16 protein-coding genes are annotated in these 19,679 nt (G+C 38.4%); 3 read left to right on the plus strand and 13 right to left on the minus strand.

The window, feature by feature from the left end; genetic code table 11:
- Positions 1-15: 15 nt before the first annotated feature.
- A complete protein-coding gene (holA, locus tag NY014_RS04285) occupies positions 16-1,038 on the minus strand; it encodes a DNA polymerase III subunit delta (protein WP_259413302.1) in 1,023 nt (340 codons plus the stop codon).
- 115 nt (positions 1,039-1,153) lie between these two features.
- On the opposite strand from holA, the gene NY014_RS04290 reads away from it, so the two are divergent.
- Complete coding sequence (locus NY014_RS04290) at positions 1,154-1,855, plus strand: tetratricopeptide repeat protein (RefSeq protein ID WP_259413303.1); 702 nt, start codon at positions 1,154-1,156, stop codon at positions 1,853-1,855.
- Here the strand turns inward: NY014_RS04290 and NY014_RS04295 are convergent.
- Together NY014_RS04295 and NY014_RS04300 are read right to left on the minus strand one after the other, a co-directional pair.
- Positions 1,842-2,684 (minus strand): universal stress protein, encoded by an 843-nt coding sequence (locus tag NY014_RS04295; protein ID WP_259413304.1) that lies wholly within the window; start codon positions 2,682-2,684, stop codon positions 1,842-1,844. The genes NY014_RS04290 and NY014_RS04295 overlap by 14 nt on opposite strands.
- A 1-nt stretch (position 2,685) precedes the next feature.
- Positions 2,686-3,606, minus strand: a complete 921-nt coding sequence (locus tag NY014_RS04300; RefSeq protein ID WP_259413305.1) for a 2-hydroxyacid dehydrogenase — start codon at positions 3,604-3,606, stop codon at positions 2,686-2,688.
- A 132-nt stretch (positions 3,607-3,738) separates the two neighbouring features.
- Between NY014_RS04300 and NY014_RS04305 the strand changes: the two genes are divergently transcribed.
- Entirely contained in the window at positions 3,739-4,587 is an 849-nt protein-coding gene (locus NY014_RS04305; protein WP_259413306.1) for a DUF2911 domain-containing protein, read from the plus strand.
- Between the two features lie 37 nt (positions 4,588-4,624).
- Here the strand turns inward: NY014_RS04305 and NY014_RS04310 are convergent, their stop codons facing one another.
- The 10 genes from NY014_RS04310 to NY014_RS04355 all read right to left on the minus strand — a co-directional run bounded on the left by NY014_RS04310 (position 4,625) and on the right by NY014_RS04355 (position 18,916).
- Positions 4,625-6,325: a sodium:solute symporter family protein gene (locus NY014_RS04310; protein ID WP_259413307.1), complete on the minus strand. Its 1,701-nt coding sequence runs from the start codon at positions 6,323-6,325 to the stop codon at positions 4,625-4,627.
- 112 nt (positions 6,326-6,437) lie between these two features.
- The gene (locus tag NY014_RS04315; protein ID WP_259413308.1) at positions 6,438-8,897 is read right to left on the minus strand and encodes a PIG-L family deacetylase; all 2,460 of its coding nucleotides are present in this window, start codon (positions 8,895-8,897) and stop codon (positions 6,438-6,440) included.
- A gap of 102 nt (positions 8,898-8,999) precedes the next feature.
- The gene (locus NY014_RS04320) at positions 9,000-10,109 is read right to left on the minus strand and encodes an acyloxyacyl hydrolase (protein WP_259413309.1); all 1,110 of its coding nucleotides are present in this window, start codon (positions 10,107-10,109) and stop codon (positions 9,000-9,002) included.
- Between the two features lie 182 nt (positions 10,110-10,291).
- Positions 10,292-11,500, minus strand: coding sequence for a tetratricopeptide repeat protein (locus NY014_RS04325; RefSeq protein ID WP_259413310.1), 1,209 nt, complete (start codon positions 11,498-11,500; stop codon positions 10,292-10,294).
- A gap of 28 nt (positions 11,501-11,528) precedes the next feature.
- Positions 11,529-14,060 carry a DNA gyrase subunit A gene (gene gyrA, locus NY014_RS04330; protein ID WP_259413311.1) on the minus strand — a complete coding sequence of 844 codons (2,532 nt, stop codon included), beginning with the start codon at positions 14,058-14,060 and terminating at the stop codon, positions 11,529-11,531.
- A 95-nt stretch (positions 14,061-14,155) separates the two neighbouring features.
- The gene (locus tag NY014_RS04335) at positions 14,156-15,169 is read right to left on the minus strand and encodes a hypothetical protein (protein ID WP_259413312.1); all 1,014 of its coding nucleotides are present in this window, start codon (positions 15,167-15,169) and stop codon (positions 14,156-14,158) included.
- 91 nt (positions 15,170-15,260) lie between these two features.
- Complete coding sequence (locus tag NY014_RS04340; protein ID WP_259413313.1) at positions 15,261-15,785, minus strand: hypothetical protein; 525 nt, start codon at positions 15,783-15,785, stop codon at positions 15,261-15,263.
- A 112-nt stretch (positions 15,786-15,897) separates the two neighbouring features.
- A complete protein-coding gene (gene rpe, locus NY014_RS04345; RefSeq protein ID WP_259413314.1) occupies positions 15,898-16,548 on the minus strand; it encodes a ribulose-phosphate 3-epimerase in 651 nt (216 codons plus the stop codon).
- Between the two features lie 39 nt (positions 16,549-16,587).
- Positions 16,588-18,249: a S8 family serine peptidase gene (locus NY014_RS04350; RefSeq protein WP_259413315.1), complete on the minus strand. Its 1,662-nt coding sequence runs from the start codon at positions 18,247-18,249 to the stop codon at positions 16,588-16,590.
- Positions 18,242-18,916 (minus strand): hypothetical protein, encoded by a 675-nt coding sequence (locus NY014_RS04355; RefSeq protein WP_259413316.1) that lies wholly within the window; start codon positions 18,914-18,916, stop codon positions 18,242-18,244. Before NY014_RS04355 ends, NY014_RS04350 begins: the two co-directional genes overlap by 8 nt.
- Before the next feature lie 121 nt (positions 18,917-19,037).
- On the opposite strand from NY014_RS04355, the gene trpF reads away from it, so the two are divergent.
- Positions 19,038-19,658 (plus strand): phosphoribosylanthranilate isomerase, encoded by a 621-nt coding sequence (gene trpF, locus NY014_RS04360; protein ID WP_259413317.1) that lies wholly within the window; start codon positions 19,038-19,040, stop codon positions 19,656-19,658.
- Positions 19,659-19,679: the final 21 nt, after the last annotated feature.

The following is a 19,679-nucleotide window of genomic DNA, read 5'->3' on the forward strand; positions in this document are numbered from 1 at the left end:
GCTGGTAATTGAGGTTCAGTGTAAAATCTTATACACAAGATCCCGGAGGATTTCAGCATCGCTCATACTTCCAGATTCTACTCCTTTGTAACGAAGATCTGCCTCCCGAATGTGTTTAAACACCTCAATTATCTTGCCCAAATTATAATTTCTTGAAACAGCCAGGTATTCCCTAGCGATGAAAGGATTCATTTTTAAAATACTAGCCACCTGATCATTGGTTCTTGCCTTATTCTCATGAATCAATGCCAATTGCCGGAAATAAAAGTAGATTAATGAAAAAAGCGGAATCACCGGATGATTCTTAGGGTTTTGAGAAAAGTATTGGATGATTTGATTGGCTTTGTAGGCGTTTTTATAACCAATCGCCTTTAGCAATTCAAAATTATTGTAGTCCTTATTGATCCCCACATATTTCGAAATGTGATCAACCGTAATCTGGGTAGGCTCCTTAAAGTTAATTAGCATTTTACCAATTTCATTGGTCATAACCTCCAGATTATTTCCAATGGAATCAGCCAAAAGAGCTGCTGCTTTTGGATCAATTTGATGGCCTGTTCCTTTGATATAAAGCTCTACCCACTCATTCATTTTATAATCCGGCACCTTTTCAGACCGGACATAGACTGCGTATTTATTTAGAGCTTTCCCAAGACTGGTCTTACCATCTATTTTCTTGTATTTGTAGGCAAATACCAAAATGGTACTCGGAAGCGGATTCTCTATGTATTTGATTAAAAGTTCGGGAATCCCTTCATTTCCCCAATCCGGTAAACTTTGAGCTTCTTTGACCACTACGAGTTGGCGCTCTGCCATCATGGGGAATTTACGGGCATTATTCAAAACCACTCCCATATTGGCATCTTTGCCATAAATCACCAATTGGTTAAATCCACGCTCGTGCTCCGGAATAGCCGTTTCTTCAATGATTTTGGTAATCAGATCAATGTAATAAGGCTCTTCTCCATCCAAAAAATAAACCGGTGAAAACTTTCCGGCTTTCAAATCTTTGACAACGTCATTTGGATTTTTAGGCATAGATCTGTGATTTGGGACTTAAAGATAAGAGTACTCCTGAAAAGCCTCCAAAAGCAATTTGATTATTTGAAAAACTATTCATGCATTAACTTTGTATTTATTCCAAAACAGAGACATGAACTTTCAAGTAGGCATAGAATATTACAAGGCAGGAAAATTCGAAGAAGCACTTACGGTATTTAATCAGCTCATCGAAAAAGATCAAAGTCAGACTTCATACTTTCTATATCGAGGAAGAATTTTATCCAGAATGGGTAAAACAGAGAATGCGCTTGAAGATTTTGATCAGATTATTGCTCTTGAACCATACAACACCGATTTTATTGCAGACCGGGCAGTAGTTCTACACTTATTGAATCGAAATGAAGAAGCCTTGGCCGAATTCGACAAGGCAGCCAACTTAGACCCAAACAATCCTTACCGATACAGTAGCCGAGCTTTTTTCAAAGACAGAATCGGAGATTTGAAAGGAGCGATCGAAGATTATGAAAAAGCTATTGAATTAGACCCTGAAGATGCTGTAGCATACAACAATAAAGGGCTGGTTGAAGAGAAACTAGGCTATAAAAAGAAATCGAAGGAAAGCTTTGATAAGGCTGATGAGTTAGTCGGTTATAAAGCCCCGGAAAACAAACAAACCACTGCTCCAAAAGAAGAAAGTCCTGCTCTTTTTCCAAAAATTCAAAAGGAGGAAAAAGCAACTTTGACTTTTGGTTATTTTGTAAAAACTCTGAAAGATGTTTTTGTAGATGAAAAGACCAGAAAGGACTTTCTTCAATTCTTAAAAAAGCCTTTTGGAAAGCCTAAAAATTCTTGATTACCCAAAGGGGCTTTGTGATGAAATAAGACATCTTTTTAGAGACGCTTTTGGTGAAAATTTTATTGAAAAAATCCTGCTGACGACTTAAAGTAATCAGCATATCACCTTTAGCTGATTGCAAATAATTTTCCAGTCCTAAAGCCAAATCATCTCGAAAAGACTTCAGAACGAAATTCACTCGATCATACTTAATGAAAGGCTTTAGTTCCTCAATCATGACCTGATGAAGTGGCTTTTCGAGTTTGTTTTTTCCCTCTGAAGCATGGACAATGTCAATTTCGGCATCAAAGAATTTCGCGAATTCTACAATTTTTTGAATAGCAACTTTATCCTCCTCTCGGTAATCAGTACCAAATACTAATTTTCGAGGTTGCTTATAAAACACCTTTCGAGGAACAACCAGAACATCCACTTTTGATTTTTCTACAATTCTGCTGGTCCGACTTCCAATAATGTTTTTCCGTAATTCATTCATCCCTTCCGTACCCATCACCAAAAGTTGCGCTTTCGTCTCTTCACTAGCTTTGATCAGTTCCTTGACAATATCCCCGTCACAAATCAAGACATGACATTCTTTTAAGCCTTTAGGAATTGATTCATTTCTTACGGTCTGCTGCAAATTGGAAAGCTTTTCTTTCAAAAAAGCTAATTGATAATCCGCCTCGTTGCTCAAAGGATTCAACTTAAAATAATCCTCCCGATTGGCTACATGAATCAAAATCAAAGTGGACCCATAACGCTCCCCTATCCTTGCCGCATATTCAATTGCGTTCAGAGAGCATTCCGAAAAATCAGTGGGACAAAGTATGACGTTTGGTGAATCCATCTTAATAACCTCTTTTCCGATTGACGAGATTTAATAGGGGTTCGTTACAATCCATGCGACGAATATTCTCTACCACCTGCGGAGCTGCCGCGGCTGGATTTGTTACACTGGCAATATGAGGAGTCATAGAAATTGCCGGATTTTCCCAGAAAGGATGGTTCTCAGGCAAGGGTTCCTCTCGATAAACATCTAAAAGAGCTCCTGATAAAAACCCTTTTTCTATTGCAATTGGCAAATCCTCTTCTACTAAATGTTTACCCCTAGCCACATTAATCAAATAGGTGCCTGGGGTACATTTTTCGAACAGTTTCATGTTCAGAATATTTTCAGTATAAGGTGTCAATGGAAGCAGACAAACCAAAACATTGATTTTTGAAAGAAACTCCTGTAGATGCTCTTTGGAATAATAAGGATAAGGAAAATCTGTTTTTTCAGAGTACCCAAAGCCAACCACGGGGAATCCCATGAAATCTAATTTTTCTAACACATCAAATCCCAATGCTCCTGTACCCATCACTCCGATAGTTACCGGGATTTCAGGATTAGACATATCCCAAACCTTTCGCTTTTTATCAGCCTCATAGCGTTGAATTTGGCGATGGAAGTTTAGAACTCCCATTACCACATAATTAGTCATGGACCAGGTTAGCCTATCATCCACAATCCTCACGATTGGAAGATTCTCAGGAATATTCGGATCACTCAATATATGATCAACTCCAGCTCCCATTGAACTGACTAATTTCAAATTGGGATATTCTGATAAAATCCCTTCCGGATGCTGCCAAAGTAAGGCATACTCCACTTCATTAGGATTTTTCACATCGGGAAAAACCTCTATTTCCAAATTGGGATTTGAATTTTTGAGAGCCTTAATCCAAGGTTCAGGATTTCTTCCGGGACTGATAATAACCACACTCATACTTACAAATTTCAGAAAAGCAACTTGTGAATAACGGCTATGGAAAACAGGATATTTCCACTAATCAAAAAAAGAAACAATTACCTCTTAAATTTGGTAAAAATTATCCGAATAAAATTTAATCGATTTCACATGAATAAGCTAAGATTTATCATTTTGATTGCCTTGATGGGCTGGTCATGTTTGTCTTTTGGACAGCAACTTCAAATGCCTCAAGCTTCACCTTCAGCAAAAATTTCCCAAAAAATCGGATTGACCGATGTAACGGTTGAATATTCTAGACCAAGTACAAGAGGAAGAAAGATTTTTGGAGAGCTAGTGCCTTATGGTCAGGTTTGGAGAACCGGTGCCAATGCAGCAACAACGTTGGAGTTTTCAACCGAAGTGATGCTGGAAGGAAATAAAGTACCGGCGGGTAAATACGCCATTTACACCATCCCGGGAAAATCTACTTGGACGATTGTTATCTCAAAAAACACCCAACTTTGGGGAGCTATTGGCTATACCGCGGATGACGATTTGTTGAGATTCCAAGTTGAGCCAAAGAAACTGAGTCGAAAGTATGAGACCTTTGAAATCAGCTTCAATAACATGACGGATGATGGAGCTGACCTTTCTATGAAATGGGAAAATACTAGAGTAGATTTTAGAATTTCTATGGATGTTGATCCTGTAGTTATGTCCCAAATCAAAGAAATGGTGATTGATACGAATACACAAGATCCAAGTCTATTATATGCTGCAGCCAATTACTACTTCACTTCTCAGAAGGATTTGAATCAGGCGTATGAGTGGATTAAAGTTTCCACTGACTCTGATCCCAAATATTGGACAATGCACTTGAGAGCTAAAATTGAAGCAGCTCTAGGCAAAAATGCTGAAGCGATTGCCTCAGCTCAGCAATCCATGAAAATGGCAGAAGAAGCCAAAAACCCTGATTATATCAGTTTAAATGAGCGATTGATCAAATCATTAAAATAAGCAAAAAAGCCTTCCTCAATCGGGGAAGGCTTCTTTTTTACTTTTTGAAAACTTGGATTATGGTTGCAAAAAGCATCACTGATAAACATCCAATGGCATTGTACCATAGAAAACCAATATCCCAAGTGAATCCCCACAACCCAACTCCATTTTTGAAGTGAATGATCAGAATTAAAACCTGAGATAACAAAGCAGCTAAAAACACGGCGGATCCTTTTATCCATTTCATGAAAAAGCCTACCATAAAAATACCTAGGATAGTTCCGTAAAAAAGCGAGCCTAAAAGATTGACAGCTTGAATCAGATTTTCAAAAAGGGAAGCATAAATCGCAAATAAGATTGCAGCACCTCCCCAAAAAGCGGTAAACAATTTTGAAGACAAAACATAATGCTGATCCTGTTCTTGAGAACGAATAGATCGCTTATACAAATCGATCGTGGTGGTCGAGCCAAGGGAATTAAGTTCAGAAGCACTTGAAGACATAGCTGCTGAAAAAATTACTGCAAAAAGAAGTCCCACAATCCCTACAGGTAAATGATCCATCACGAAACGCATGAAAACATAATCGGTATCTCGTGTTTCAGCTACTGGGTCATTTCTTACAATCAGTTCTTTTACCTCATCTCGAATTTTTTCTTGTTCTTGCTTTAGTTCAAAAAGTCCCGCCTTCAATTCTGTTTGCTTGATTTCATCACCTGCCTCAATCGCTTGAATCAATTCTTGATAGGCCGCTTTACTTTTTTCAAAATTCTCTCCAAAACCATTCTGTAATTCCTCAAACTCAGGAGCGTAATTACTTTCTTGAAGTTTTTCGATTTGAACTGTATTAAAAACTACTGGAGGCTGATAGAATTGGTAAAAAACAAAGACCATAACTCCGATGAACAAAATGATGAACTGCATGGGGACTTTCAAAAATCCATTCATAATCAATCCCATTCTGCTTTGGCTCAAGGTCTGCCCGGAAAGGTAGCGCTGCACCTGACTTTGATCCGACCCGAAGTAAGACAAAAACAGAAATACCGCCGCAGTCATCCCTGACCAGACATTATACCGGTCAGAAGGATCAAATTCCAGATTGACCAAATTCAGCTTCTCCATTTTCCCTGCAATATGCAGCGCCTCACCAAATGAAACTGGAAGCAATTGAATAACGATAATCCCAGCCAAGATCATCCCTCCCATCATTACTGCCATTTGTTGTTTTTGGGTAATAGATACTGCTGCCGTACCTCCAGACACAGTATAGAGAATCACCACAGCTCCGATAAATACCACTGTCCAGGTCAAATTCCATCCTAAGAGTGTTGAAAGAATAATCGCTGGTGCATAGATGGTAATCCCCGCAGCCAATCCCCGTTGAATAGTGAATAATAAGGCTGCAAGAGTTCTGGTTTTTAGATCGAAGCGACTTTCAAGGTATTCGTAGGCGGTGTAAACTTTGAGCCGATAATAAATCGGAATAAAGGCCACAGAAATAATAATCATAGCCAGAGGAAGCCCGAAATAGAATTGAATAAAGCCCATTCCACTTTCATAGGCTTGCCCAGGTGTACTTAAAAAAGTAATGGCTGACGCTTGGGTAGCCATTATAGAAAGCCCAATGGTCCACCAATTCATGGTATTTCTTCCACGCAAATAGGAATCTAAATTTTTCTGACCTCTCGTTTTATAAATCCCATAGGCAGCAATAGCCCCTAATGTTCCAAATAAAACAATCCAATCGAGTGTACTCATGAATAGCTGGTCATCAAAAGGTAAAACAAGAGTATCAAAACGCCTAGACTAATCATCAAAGCCCAATAGAGGCGATTCCAATTCATGGGTTTTTCTTCCATTACAAAGTCGATTATTGCTCCAAGAGATTGATGAATAACTTAACCGCCCCAGGCACTCCAGCTGGTAATTCTCTAAAGAAAGAGAGCCCTGTATAAATAAAATTCCCCTCTCCGTACTTGGCATAAATCAAAGATCCATTGCTCGGGTCTTCACCGGGATCATTCATGATTAATGGGGTTTCATAAGCGGAATCAAGTTGGCCTGCGAAATACAATCCTCTTTCCTGAACCCATCCATCAAAATCTGAAGCATTAATTTGATTAGGACTGGAAAGAATAGGATGGTCAAAATCTGCGGTTACCGGAGCATTCTCTACTGAAACCCTATTTCTTGTGATGGAGAAAGGAAAAGGTCCCAACTGATTGGTGAGCAAACGTGCAGTCGTATTGTATTGTACAATTAAGTTCCCTCCTGCCCTAACATAGCCCATCAATGCCTGTTGATTTGAGGCTAATTCCTCATTGGTGTTGTATGCACGAATTCCTACAACGATGGATTGAAACTGAGATAAATAATTAATGTCATAATCACCATCATTAATGATGGTGACTGGATAACCCAATGACTCTAATACATCCGGAATCTCATCACCAGCACCTGGAATATAACCAATAGGTTTCTTGGAGATTTTCCAATCTTCTTGAATCCAATCAATCGTAGCAGGGGCAAAATAAGTGAGATGAGGAATATGCTTGTAATTAATTCGATTGGTAATCAAATCAAATTCCCCTGAATTGGTTTTATAAATCGCTTTGATTTTTCGCTTCCCCATCTCATTGGACATAAACTCCACCTCATATCGCCGACGCTTTTGGCCAGGAATATCCTCAGCTTCCAAAATCCTAAATTCAGTTTCGTTTAAGTCTTCAAAATAAAGAACGCCATCTTCGATTTTATCCCGAAAATTCACCCAAACAGTAACTTGGGGTTTAATATCACCTATTCCAAAAATGACTTGCTTGGAAAGTTCCAGATCAACTGAAGGAACTACAGCAACAGGCTCCTTAACTTCTCCATCCACTGGATCATTGAATTTATAATTCAATGAAACTTGAATGCTCATGCTTGCACCATCAATCTCTAATTTCAATTCTGCATAAAGACTCAGATCATTGAATGGTTTTCCGATCAATTGCTGATCTGAAATGGTATACATAGGTTGGTCAACATCACCATTTAGCCAATAAGGCTGAGAAAATGGGAATTCCCGATCAAGGCCCACTTCAACAGATTTACGGTATGGATCATTATTTTTAGCAGAAACAGCTACTTCTAATTGTTCTTCAGAAAGCACTTGAATGCTGGAAATAGCTAATTCGGTATCAGTTGGGTTATTTACAATTATTTCACCTTGCAAAAGAGCACCCGGAAAAATCGATTCTTGATCTGAGTTGAATTCTATCTCCACTCCCATTGCTTCCAAAATCAAAGAATTGATTTGATTTTTCTTTTCTTGAACCCAAACTAATTCGTTCGGAAGTTCATCGATTTTTGCTTTAATTTTTAATAATTCTGGAAGGCTGGAACTTGGTGATTTGAAATCAAAATCATCGATCAATTGATCAATCAACACCTTGGCTTCTTTTCCTGTCTCATAGGATTCCCATCTGTCATCTACTCCATCAAAAGGTGAATCAGTAAATGGTTCTCCTTTGATAAATTGGATATGATCCACTGCATTTCCAATTCCCGCTGTAGAACCAAACCCTTGTGATTTATGCATAGTACGGCTATCCGCAGCTATTTGGCTATAGGTTTCTCCTAGCAAGGAATTGTAATTTCCCGTAGGAAATTCAAAGTAAATTTCACCTTCCTCCTCTTGAAATTCACCACGGAAATTATAAGCATTCCAGAAAATCCGTTTTGGGCTCCAAGGCTCTACATATTGAAGTTGATCCGGAAAAGCCGTTGGATCTCCAGCTAGTGAAAATGCCTCTTCTGCTAAAATTGCGGACGTGGTATGATGACCGTGAGTTACTCCAGGAATCGTATTAAATCGGGTAATAATGATATCTGGCCGGAATTTCCGAACTACCCAAACCACATCTGAAAGGATTGTTTCACGATCCCAGTTTTGTAAGGTCTCATCTGGGTTTTTACTGTAGCCAAAATCTTTCGCCCTGGTAAAAAACTGTCTACCTCCATCAGTTTCTCGGGCCTTCAGGAGCTCTTGAGTACGAATTTGTCCTAAGCCAATACCTAACTCAGGGCCAATCAAATTTTGTCCACCATCTCCCCGAGTTAAACTTAAATAGGCAACTTGAGCTTTTGTCTCATTTGCCAAATAGGCTATTAATCGGGTATTTTCATCGTCGGGATGAGCCGCCACGTATAAAACCCGCTTCGTTTCCCTCAACTTGAGAAGTTCATGATAAATAGAGGAAGAAGGAATTGATTGGGAAATTACCGGCGAATAAAGCCCAAGTATCAGGGCTATGGCTATAGGAAAGAACGCAAAAGATTTCTTCATGAAAAAAACACAATTCTATCAGATAGCAAGCTACCATTAGCCTTGGGTAAATAAAATAAATTTTTGATTAGTGGAATCTATCGAATCTATGTTCCACCATGTTTATTTGAAGCTATATCCAACTGTAAACTCAAAAAAGTCTGCCTTGAGTTTATGAGCTTTGATTTGGATTCCGGTGAAAACCTGATTATTCAAACTATACCGAAGCCCTACTCTTTCATAGAACCAAGTAAACTCCTGATTTTCTTCATTTCTATGCAGGTATACTCCGAAACCAACAGGAATATATAAGTTTTCCGTAAGCTTCCATTCCCAAGCACCTGCTGCCGCAATGCTAGTTTGATCCCAAAAAGAAACATCAGAAAGGCCTTCTCGATCCTTAAGCCCAGGAGCAAAAAATACATCTAGCCCAATTCCATATCGATATTTATAAGACTTCTCCCACATATAGGTCAAATTCGCTCCACCTCTAAAATAGGAAGCACCTCCTACCTCATAATTTTTTGAGCCTAAATAAACCGCAGTATTCCAATATCCTTTCTGAAGAAGTTCAGGTCTTTCCCAAAGTTCGGGTGTTTGTGCTTCACGTTTATCAAAATTATATCGCACTCCCACCGAGAAAGGTACAAGGTTTATTCCCGCATTCGGCTTTTTGGTAGATCCATTGGAAAAATGCTTGATACCAAGCATAAGAAATAAGTGGGTCTGTTCTGTAAGAAAGTAATTGCCTTTGATTCCTAAGTGGATATAACTATTCAATTCTGAGCCTATGTATCTATTTAACGGGTTTTCAAGAGAATCATAGGGATTAAGATTAAACCCTAAACCCAAATGACCGAAATAGGAAAAGTTCACTTTTCGATCTTTAGAAAACTCTTTGAAAGGAATATCAAAAAACCAATAAACTCCTTGAGGCCTTCCAATTTCGGATTGATATGGAAGAGTGGTAGAAATCCCTATTCCAAAAACAGGATATCTGTAAATTTGACCGTAATAAGAATTAGTGTTTTTTCTCCAACCTAATCTCACGTCAACTGCATGATAGGAGACTAAATCTTTTATTGCATTTGCCCAAGGCTGACCATTGCTGATTAAAGGGCCAGATTCAAAAGAAGCTTCTAAAACTTTTTTGTACTCCTTCTGACTCCATGCTTTTATTGAGCAGGCGAAAAGTAAAAAAAACACAAAATAAATCTTCACAACCTTCCTCATGCCTTAGACCATAAACAGTTGAAATTCAAGATAAAAAAACATATCATTTTCTTGATTTCAAGCCTTTTAACAAAAAATTATACTTTAAATTTTAATCAATTCTTACTTGATCAAAAAATGATCCAAAGCGATTAAAACAAAAAAAGCTGCCAGTTGGCAGCTTTTTAAAAGTTTTACTTTTCTTATCGATCCATCCAGTTAGGACCTAGCAATTCGATAAGCTTCTTGTTATATTTTTCAGCTTCAGCATCATTCTTCAGACGAGTGTGGATTTGGTAAAGAATCTCCATAATTCCAGTATCTTCAGGTTTGATCTCAAGAGATTTCTCAAAATACTTCACAGCGTCAGCGTAGTATCCATTTGCTTCCTCACCCATGGACTGAGATCTTTTTTCCCATTCTTCATCAGAAAGAGAGTTTAGCTCAGCAAGCACTTCTCTAGCCTTTTCAATCAAAAGAGCAGCAGTGTAATAGTTACCTTCGTAGAAATTAGGGTCAATTTCAACTGATTTCTTATAATCTGCCAAAGCACCTTCTACGTCACCAGATTGCTCTTTCAAATAACCGGATCTCAAAAGAATAGAAGTGTTATTAGGATCATTCTTCAAAGCCTCTTGGATTTGAGCCATAGCCTCATCCATTTTGTTCAATTGAAGCAACAATTGGATTTCATACTCAGCCAAAACTTTATCAGATGGATACTCTTCTTTTCCGCGAGTAACGATTTCGTAAGCTCCTTCAGGATTTTGTTGCTCTGTGGAAAGAATTTGAACCAAGAAATAGTATGCGTTCAGTTTATTATATCCAGGTACATCCAACAATGCCATAAAGTGTCTTTTAGCATCCTCAAATCTTCCCAAATCGTTGGCAAGGAAGCCTGCATTGTAATGGATGGTAGTATCCTGAGGATCAACTTTACCTGCAAGATTGAAAAACTCATAAGCCATCTCATAATCATCCATGTTGTATTGAGCGATAGCTTTATCAAAGGATACGTTTTTCAATTTATTGATAGAGTTTGGTCTTAGGTTATCAGGAGCACCAGGGATATCCTCTTCCCAAATATCTTCACCTACACCATTCTCTTTATCTTCGCCTCCCATTTTGAAAGCCTCCATGAAAGTATCAAAAGAGGAGTTTCCGCTTTCAAGAGTCTCCATGGTGTTTGAGGAATCAGAAGCAAACATACCCAAGTAAATCTGAGCTTTCAATAGGGTAGTTTCTGGATCGGAACCAGTTTCTGGGTCTTGTAGAGCAGCCTCGATTTCACTAAGGGCAGTAGCGTAATCACCACTTTTTAGGTTCTTCTCAGCAGATCTTACTACTTTTTTTTGTCCAAAGGCCAAGGTTGTAGCACCAACCAAGACCATTGATAGAATTAGCTTTTTCATTATTAGCGTTTATCTTTTTTAAGGTTGATTATTCTTGGTTTTCAGAGGAGTTATCAGTTTCCTCTTCGTTATTTTCCGCAATTTGTGAAGAATCTGATTCTTCTTCATCTTCTTCCCTAGAGATTTTTTCAACTGAAGAGATTTCATCACCTTCTGAAATCTTAATCAGTCGCACTCCTTGGGTAGCTCTTCCCATGACTCTAAGGTCATCTACCGAAATTCGAATAGTGATTCCGGATTTATTAATAATCATTAAGTCATCTGTATCCACCACCTCTTTGATTGCTACCAAAGCGCCCGTCTTTTCTGTGGTATTCATGGCTTTCACACCTTTTCCTCCACGATTGGTGATTCTGTATTCTTCTAGGTTAGAACGTTTTCCATAACCTTTCTCCGAAACCACCAATAGGGTTGCATTTCCTTCAGAGGCACATACCATGCCAACGACATAGTCATTAACATCATTTAAGGTGATGGCCTTAACCCCTGTTGCTGTTCTACCCATTGGCCTCACTGCAGACTCATGGAAGTGAATAGCTCGACCTGATTTTGCAGCGATTACAATGTGTTGATCACCATTGGTCATATCCACATTCACCAACTGATCATCTTCACGAATATTCAATGCAATGATACCATTGGTTCGTGGACGGCTATATTGCTCCAATGTGGTCTTTTTAATCACACCCTTTTTGGTTACCATTACCAGGAAGTGATTATTGATGTAATCCTGATCATTCAAATCATTAACCTGAATAATCGCTCGGATTTTATCATCTGAAGCAATATTAATCAAGTTTTGAATTGGTCTACCTTTTGAAGTCTTGCTTCCTTCTGGAATGGCATAGGTCTTCAGCCAGAATAACTTACCTTGGTCAGTAAAGATTAAAAGGTAATTATGCGTGGAAGCCGTGAATAGATATTCAGTAAAATCATCTTCTTTGGTACTCACACCTCTTGAACCAACTCCTCCACGTCCTTGAGTTCTATATTCTGTTAAAGCGGTTCGCTTCACATATCCTTGGTGGGAAACTGTGATAATGACTTCCTCATTTGGAATCATATCCTCATAGCTGAAGTCTTCGGCATTATGCTCGATTTCAGTACGACGATCATCGCCATAGCGCTCCTTCATCTCAAGAAGCTCTGTTTTGATGATATCCATTCGTCTGTCCTCATTGGCAAGAATATCTTTCAACTCTTCGATCAAGGCCATGATTTCCTTATACTCCTGCACGATTTTGTCCCGTTCCATTCCGGTCAATCGTTGCAATCTCATATCCAAAATGGCTCTTGCTTGGATTTCACTTAATTCAAAGCGCTCCATCAAACCATTCCGAGCAGTTTCCGGATCAGCAGAATTTCGAATTAAAGCAATCACCTCATCCAGATTATCCAAAGCAATAAGATACCCTTGTAAGATGTGAGCTCTCTTTTCAGCTTCTTTTAACTCATACTGAGTTCTTCTGACTACTACTTCATGTCGGTGATTGACATAATGTAAGATCAGGTCCTTCAGATTAAGCGTCTGAGGACGACCTTTCACAAGCGCTACATTATTAACTGAAAATGAGGTCTGTAGCTGCGTTTGCTTATACAAATTATTAAGAACTACATTAGAAATTGCATCCTTTTTTAATTCGTATACAATGCGCATTCCTGATCGATCAGACTCATCGCGGATTGCAGAAATTCCTTCTATTTTCTTTTCATTGATTAAGGCAGCAGTCTTTTCAACCATACTTGCCTTATTCACCATATATGGGATTTCGGTAATGACAATCATTTCCCTATTCCCATTGTCCTTGGTTTCAATGTTTGCCTTACCCCTTACAACGATACGACCTCGGCCTGTTTCAAATGCTGCCTTTACTCCATTGTAACCGTAAATAATACCACCTGTAGGAAAATCTGGAGCAATAATATGTTCCATCAATTCAGCAACTGTGATATCTCTGTTGTCAATGTAGGCTACAATTCCATCGATAACCTCGCTCAAATTGTGGGGCGCCATGTTAGTGGCCATACCTACTGCAATACCGGAAGCTCCATTCAACAATAAAGCAGGAACTTTTGCCGGCAATACAACTGGCTCTTTGAGAGAATCGTCAAAGTTGAATTGGAAGTCGACTGTATCCTTATTGATATCTACCAAAAGCTCCTCAGCTATTCGCTTGAGTCTAGCCTCGGTGTATCGCATGGCAGCTGGGTTATCCCCATCGATGGAACCAAAGTTACCTTGGCCATCAACAAGCTGATATCTCAAGGACCAAGGCTGGGCCATACGGACCATTGTATCGTATACAGCAGAATCACCATGCGGATGATACTTACCTAGTACCTCACCGACAATTCTCGCCGACTTTTTATAGGGTTTATTATGCAAAACGCCCAGTTCTTGCATCCCGTAAAGAATTCTTCGGTGAACGGGCTTGAGTCCGTCTCGGACGTCTGGAAGGGCTCTTGAAACAATAACCGACATCGAATAATCGATGTAGGCTCCACGCATTTCCTCCTCAATATTGATAGGAATAATATTCTCGTTTTCTCCTTGGGCCATATAAAGCTATTTCACAGGGTAGATTAAGGCCGCAAGATAGTAAAAACGCCCTGCTTTTGAAAAGGGAAATTCAAAGTCTAGAAGCTAAATCTGAATCAATACCATTGACCTATCTTTCGATCCTGAAGTCTAAAAATCGAACTTCCTCGGTATTCAATTCCATTATGCATGTGCTTCATCACTACACCACATCCTTGGATTTTACAGCGCTTGGTTCCTGGGATTCGAATAGCTAACCCGATTTGCATAGCATATAAGCGCTGGTCAAGCTCCTGAAATTCAGAAAAATCCGAAGCGGAATAAGTAAAAGAGCGCAAGTCAACTCCACCTTTTAAAAATAATTTGGTGTACTCTGAAAAATCCCGCTCAAGTCTCAAACCTAAAGCAAAATAGGGATCTGCAACTGCTAACCTAGGCGTATAAGTTCCATTCTGAGTTAGTGCTGGATCCACAAAATTTTTTATGGATAAATTTCCATATTCTGCCTCCAAAACAAGTCTCCAAGGATAAATTTGACGAACTCTCTGTCGGAGTTCTGACTGCATATACAAATTTGCCGATGCATATTTTCTATAGCGCCACTGAAGATATTTGGCTCTTCGATTTGCATCCCAAAGAATTATCCCAAAAGTACCATAGAGTTTACTTGCCCTGTAGGAAGCTCCTTCAAAAGGAAATTCGAAATTTCCTCCACGCATTGGACTGATATTTCCGGATTCGATACCATATCCTCCTCCAATTGTAAATAGATTGAAGAGATTGATTCTAACCCCTGCATTTAGTACAGGAAAAACCCAATCTCCTCCCTTCATGGAAAGAGGGTTTTCTTCTGAAATATCTAAGGGTTCATCAAAATTTTGATATTGAAAAAGCGGATATAGGTCTGGGTTTTCAGTAAAAAAATCTGTTCTAAATTCTTGATAGCCTCCACCTGTTGAAATTTCCAAAGCAAATTGCTCCAAAACATTTCGATAAACATTCCCTATTGCAGATTCACTTTTCGGATTTTTTGCCTTTCTGGAAATCCCAAAAATATCCTCCTCCTGAGCAAAAGAGGTAGCGCATACCATAAAAGAAAGTCCAATGAAGAAAAGTTTTTTGAAGGCCATATGTTGATAAACGGAATGAAACTTTAATTAGTGTTGAAATATAAAAAAAGCCTCCCAAGGGAGGCTTCTTAAAGTGAGTATTTTTAATATTTTATTTTCCGTCTTCAGCTGCTTCAGCAGATCCATCTTCTTCGCCTTCTGAAGCCTCTTGCTTCAATTCTTCAATTAGGCTATCCAATTTTTCTTTTACGGAAGGATCTTCTTTCAAAGCTCCCAACACCTTGTTGTAAACAGATACACTAATTACATCGCTATCAGTAATCAAGTTTGTTTTGTAGTCTACAACACTCTGCTGAAGCGATCCTTGGAAATCCAAAATAGCCTGATAAGCAGCTTTTTCTTCCTCAGTGATATTGGCTTCAGTCATTTTAGCATCATCACCCCAAGCTGCCTTTATTTCATTATATCTAGCTCCCCCGTCAATCACTTCGTTGTTCAAAATCATATTCCGAAGTTCTTCAGTTTTTTGATCCACGAACTGTGAAGTCATTACCTCAACAGTTGCATATTGAGTCAATTCTTCATCAGTAACTGCACCTTCTGTAGCTTCTTGAGCATAAGAAACCATTCCGAAGAAGGATAGAAACAAGGCGGAAAGCAATAGTTTTTTCATCATGATTAGTTTGTTTGGTTCGTTACAAGATTGCAAAAAATAGAACCCTGGCTAAAAAATCAAGTAATTCGGCCTTATTTTGGATTTTTTATGACAAGCGGTAGAAGACTGAAACTCAGATTGCTTTTAAATCTGCAATTGTTTGGATAGGATCTACCGAATTGAAGACAAAGCTACCTGCCACTAGTATATCCGCTCCAACCTCTTTCAATCGGGGAGCATTTTCAAGATTAACTCCACCATCTACCTCAATTAATGTTTTGGCATTTTTGGAAAGAATCAAATCCTTTAATCGACTGATTTTGGAATAAGTATTTTCTATGAATTTTTGCCCTCCAAAACCAGGATTCACAGACATCAAGCAGACTACATCCAAAAGTTCAATTGAGTCTTCCAGCAAAGCAACGGAAGTATGTGGGTTTAAAGTCACCCCTGCTTTTGCCCCCAAGGACTTGATTGCCTGTATACTTCTATTAAGATGAGAACAAGCTTCCAAATGAATAGAAATTACCGAGGCACCTGCATTTCGGAAAGCCTCTAAATACAAATCAGGATTGGTAATCATCAAGTGCACATCCAAAGGCTTTTTAGCATGTCTATAAATCGCCTCTGTAACAGGAATACCAAAAGAAATATTGGGAACAAAAACCCCATCCATTATATCAACATGGATATAATCTGCCTGTGATTTATTCAATAATTCTACTTCAGATTGAAGATTAGCAAAATCGGCAGCTAGGATTGATGGAGCAACTTGAATGGGCATATTTTCTATCTTGAATTTACAGGCAAATTTAGGCTTTGTTTAATAGCGAATTAATTTTTGGCGTTTTATATCGGTTCCATCCTGCATTTGAACAATAAAGAAACCAGAAGGAATAGCATCTAGACTCACTTCAAATGGATTTTTGTTAGAGTTTCTCTCCAGTTGAAGTGTAGAAATAATCTTTCCGCTAGGATCTAATAGTGTAAAATTTGCTTTCAAATTTGTTCCAAAATGAATTTTAAGATCGTTCCCAATTACTGGATTTGGATAAATCTTCCAGCTTACATTTTCATCTTTTTCTTCAACTGATAGAATTTCCCCATAATATGCCTTATAAAAATCGGGAATGCCGTATCCTATTGCATTATCCGGGTTATCATAATTACTTGCACTTCTGAGGAGGTTATCAATTAATTCCTTTCTTGTCCAATCTGGTCTTGCCTGCCACAATCCAGCGGCTAAAGCGGCAATCTGTGGTGCTGCAAAAGAGGTTCCACTTCCAGGACCAATACTTCCATTCGTACGGATGAGTGATACACCATTTCCAAATGCAGCCAAATCAGGCTTGACTCTTCCATCCGAAGCAGGACCTCTAGAGCTGAAATTGGAAACAGCCATATCCTGATTCACCGAACCAATGGCTAATACCTCGGGAGAATCAGAAGGCGCAACCAAACTTGGTTCATTGGGACCATAATTACCGACACTATTTATTACTAAAACACCTTTCTCCGAAGCGAAATTTGCAGCCTGTGTGATAATAGTAGTTTTCCCATCTAAATCTTCATAGGAGTAATTCATGGATGGATCATCAAAATCATAATAGCCCAAGGAGCTATTAATAATATCCACCCCAATTGAATCCGCATACTCAGCAGCTCTAAGCCAGTTAAACTCTTCGATTCGATATTCAGTAGCCAATTCTTCAGTCATGGCTAAAAAATACTCAGCATTAGGAGCACCTGACACATAAGCACCTTCTTCCATTGCGCCAATTAATGAAAGAACATTTGTTCCATGTTGGTAATCTGTAAAAACATTATCATTCCACGGTCTAACAAAATCTTTTTGATCGATGATCTGACCATTATTAATTAATTGAGAAAAAGCACTAACCGTGTTGACAGCTGGGAATCCAACATCGAAAACCGCAATGCGAATTCCCTCTCCTTTAAAACCTTCTTCATGCATTTTATGGATTCCAAGAAGTGAATTCTGAAAATCAGACGGTAATTCCTCTGTTTTGAGGGTTCTAGAGGTTGCCTCTTCGAGCGGAATAAATTTTTTAATTTTTGATTCTAAAGCAGGGATTTCAATTCGCTCATTAGGTTGGGGATTGTATCCTTTAGCTACCATTTCTACTTTATCCACGAAAGGCAACTGCTCAATTGTTTTAATTGACTCTGATTCAGCTACAATCAAAGAGGCATTCAGCCATTTTGTTTGATATAAAATTGAAATAGCATGTTCCCTTACCTGATCAATATAAACATCTGAAACAGGCAAATCCGTACTGTCTGGAGAAACACCTTCCCTATTCCTTCGTAGCAGAGCTCTATCAGTTAGAAACTCAGATGGTCTATCTAAACTAAAACTTGATTGAGGTTTGTATTTATAGAAAACCACATAGCGATCTTGGGCGTGAACAAATTGAATCAAGCCTAAAAAAATAAAAAGTAATGAAATCAAATACTTATTCATTCCCATAATCTATCAATTTCATATGAGTGATTCTTCCCGAGTCTATCAATTGATCCCCTAAGCAATCATTCCTTGAACAATAAGTTAACACTTCATAGTATCGTTCTGTTAAACCCACATTTTCTTCAAAAACATCATACCTATTATCCCTAAATGTGATCAAATCATCAGCCTCTTCCTGTATCACCCGTACTATTGAATTTCCAGGGTTAGAAGAATTTTCAATTTTTAATTCAAATTCATCTAAGGAGGCATCCCGAAATTTATTTCCATTCCAGATCAAGCCTTCCTTGACTGGATAGACCAAAACGATCAAAGGCTGATTCTGAAGATTCATGATTAAATTATTTTCTCTAATCACCAAGGTATATTCCACTTCAAACTCCCAAGCTTCATTATTCTCTGACTTATCCCTTCTAACAATGAAAACCTGTTCTCCTGCATCATTTACAAATACAGTGCGGATTTGATCTCGATAAAAAAATGAATAATCCTCAAAATCATTTTCTCCAAAATAAATCCGTTCCTCAACTTCATAGGTCCAATAATTCCCAATGAAAAGAGGAAAGAAATTAAATGAATCTGATATCACAGGATTTTCAACTTCCCGATCACAGGAAAAAAGAAAAAGAAAGGAAATGAGAAAAAGTGGTACCTGTTTTTTCATAAATGCTAATTGCCTAAAATTAAACTTTTTCTACCAAAAACAGCACCAAGGCTCTTTCCTAACTAGTCAACATACTGGTAAAACAAGGACGAATGAGTAACTTCGCCTAAAATTCAATAGAATGGCTTTAAGTACTTTTGTAAAAATAAGTAGCGTCACAAATCTTAGCGATGCTCGATACAGTTCAGGAATGTATGTGGATGTAATCGGATTTTGCCTTGAAGAATCATCCGATAAGTTTGTCCCACCTACATCCTATTCAGAAATCACAGGTTGGGTATCTGGCTGTGAATTTTGTGCTGAATTTAAAGATGATGAAGCTACCATAGTTTCTCAAAAGCTGAGTAAATACCCGAATATCACCTGGATTCAGCACAATCACTTGAATACGCTCATGGAATTTGCGGATCAGGGTTATCAACTGATTTTTGAAGCTCCTCTACAGGAAATTCGTCATATAGAAGAGGAAGTAGGTAAAAAAATTCAAGATAAAGGAATCCATTTATTACTAACCACAGACTCTGAATCATTGGATGGAGATGAGATGAAATCCATAGCATTGATTGCAAATAAAGCCAAAGTCATTCTCTCTGGTGGTATTTCTCCTTTTAATGTAAAAACCCTAATAGCTGATTTGAACCTATTTGGAATTGCTCTTGAAGGAGGCGAAGAAATCAAGCCAGGATTAAAGGATTATGATGAGCTAGCTGAAATTCTGGAAGAATTGGAAATCGAAGATTAATTCAAAATTTCAACTACTCTC

This window comes from Algoriphagus limi (genome assembly GCF_024919275.1).
GTDB lineage: Bacteria > Bacteroidota > Bacteroidia > Cytophagales > Cyclobacteriaceae > Algoriphagus > Algoriphagus limi.

Bases quoted from the DNA above. Each gene is read 5' to 3' on its own strand.
- NY014_RS04310 (WP_259413307.1), bottom strand. From the start codon at position 6,325: ATGAGTACACTCGATTGGATTGTTTTATTTGGAACATTAGGGGCTATT.
- NY014_RS04305 (WP_259413306.1), top strand. From the start codon at position 3,739: ATGAATAAGCTAAGATTTATCATTTTGATTGCCTTGATGGGCTGGTCA.
- NY014_RS04300 (WP_259413305.1), bottom strand. From the start codon at position 3,606: ATGAGTGTGGTTATTATCAGTCCCGGAAGAAATCCTGAACCTTGGATT.
- NY014_RS04355 (WP_259413316.1), bottom strand. From the start codon at position 18,916: ATGAAAAAACAGGTACCACTTTTTCTCATTTCCTTTCTTTTTCTTTTT.
- NY014_RS04295 (WP_259413304.1), bottom strand. From the start codon at position 2,684: ATGGATTCACCAAACGTCATACTTTGTCCCACTGATTTTTCGGAATGC.
- NY014_RS04315 (WP_259413308.1), bottom strand. From the start codon at position 8,897: ATGAAGAAATCTTTTGCGTTCTTTCCTATAGCCATAGCCCTGATACTT.
- NY014_RS04320 (WP_259413309.1), bottom strand. From the start codon at position 10,109: ATGAGGAAGGTTGTGAAGATTTATTTTGTGTTTTTTTTACTTTTCGCC.
- NY014_RS04290 (WP_259413303.1), top strand. From the start codon at position 1,154: ATGAACTTTCAAGTAGGCATAGAATATTACAAGGCAGGAAAATTCGAA.
- holA (WP_259413302.1), bottom strand. From the start codon at position 1,038: ATGCCTAAAAATCCAAATGACGTTGTCAAAGATTTGAAAGCCGGAAAG.
- trpF (WP_259413317.1), top strand. From the start codon at position 19,038: ATGGCTTTAAGTACTTTTGTAAAAATAAGTAGCGTCACAAATCTTAGC.
- NY014_RS04325 (WP_259413310.1), bottom strand. From the start codon at position 11,500: ATGAAAAAGCTAATTCTATCAATGGTCTTGGTTGGTGCTACAACCTTG.
- gyrA (WP_259413311.1), bottom strand. From the start codon at position 14,060: ATGGCCCAAGGAGAAAACGAGAATATTATTCCTATCAATATTGAGGAG.
- NY014_RS04335 (WP_259413312.1), bottom strand. From the start codon at position 15,169: ATGGCCTTCAAAAAACTTTTCTTCATTGGACTTTCTTTTATGGTATGC.
- NY014_RS04340 (WP_259413313.1), bottom strand. From the start codon at position 15,785: ATGATGAAAAAACTATTGCTTTCCGCCTTGTTTCTATCCTTCTTCGGA.
- NY014_RS04350 (WP_259413315.1), bottom strand. From the start codon at position 18,249: ATGAATAAGTATTTGATTTCATTACTTTTTATTTTTTTAGGCTTGATT.
- rpe (WP_259413314.1), bottom strand. From the start codon at position 16,548: ATGCCCATTCAAGTTGCTCCATCAATCCTAGCTGCCGATTTTGCTAAT.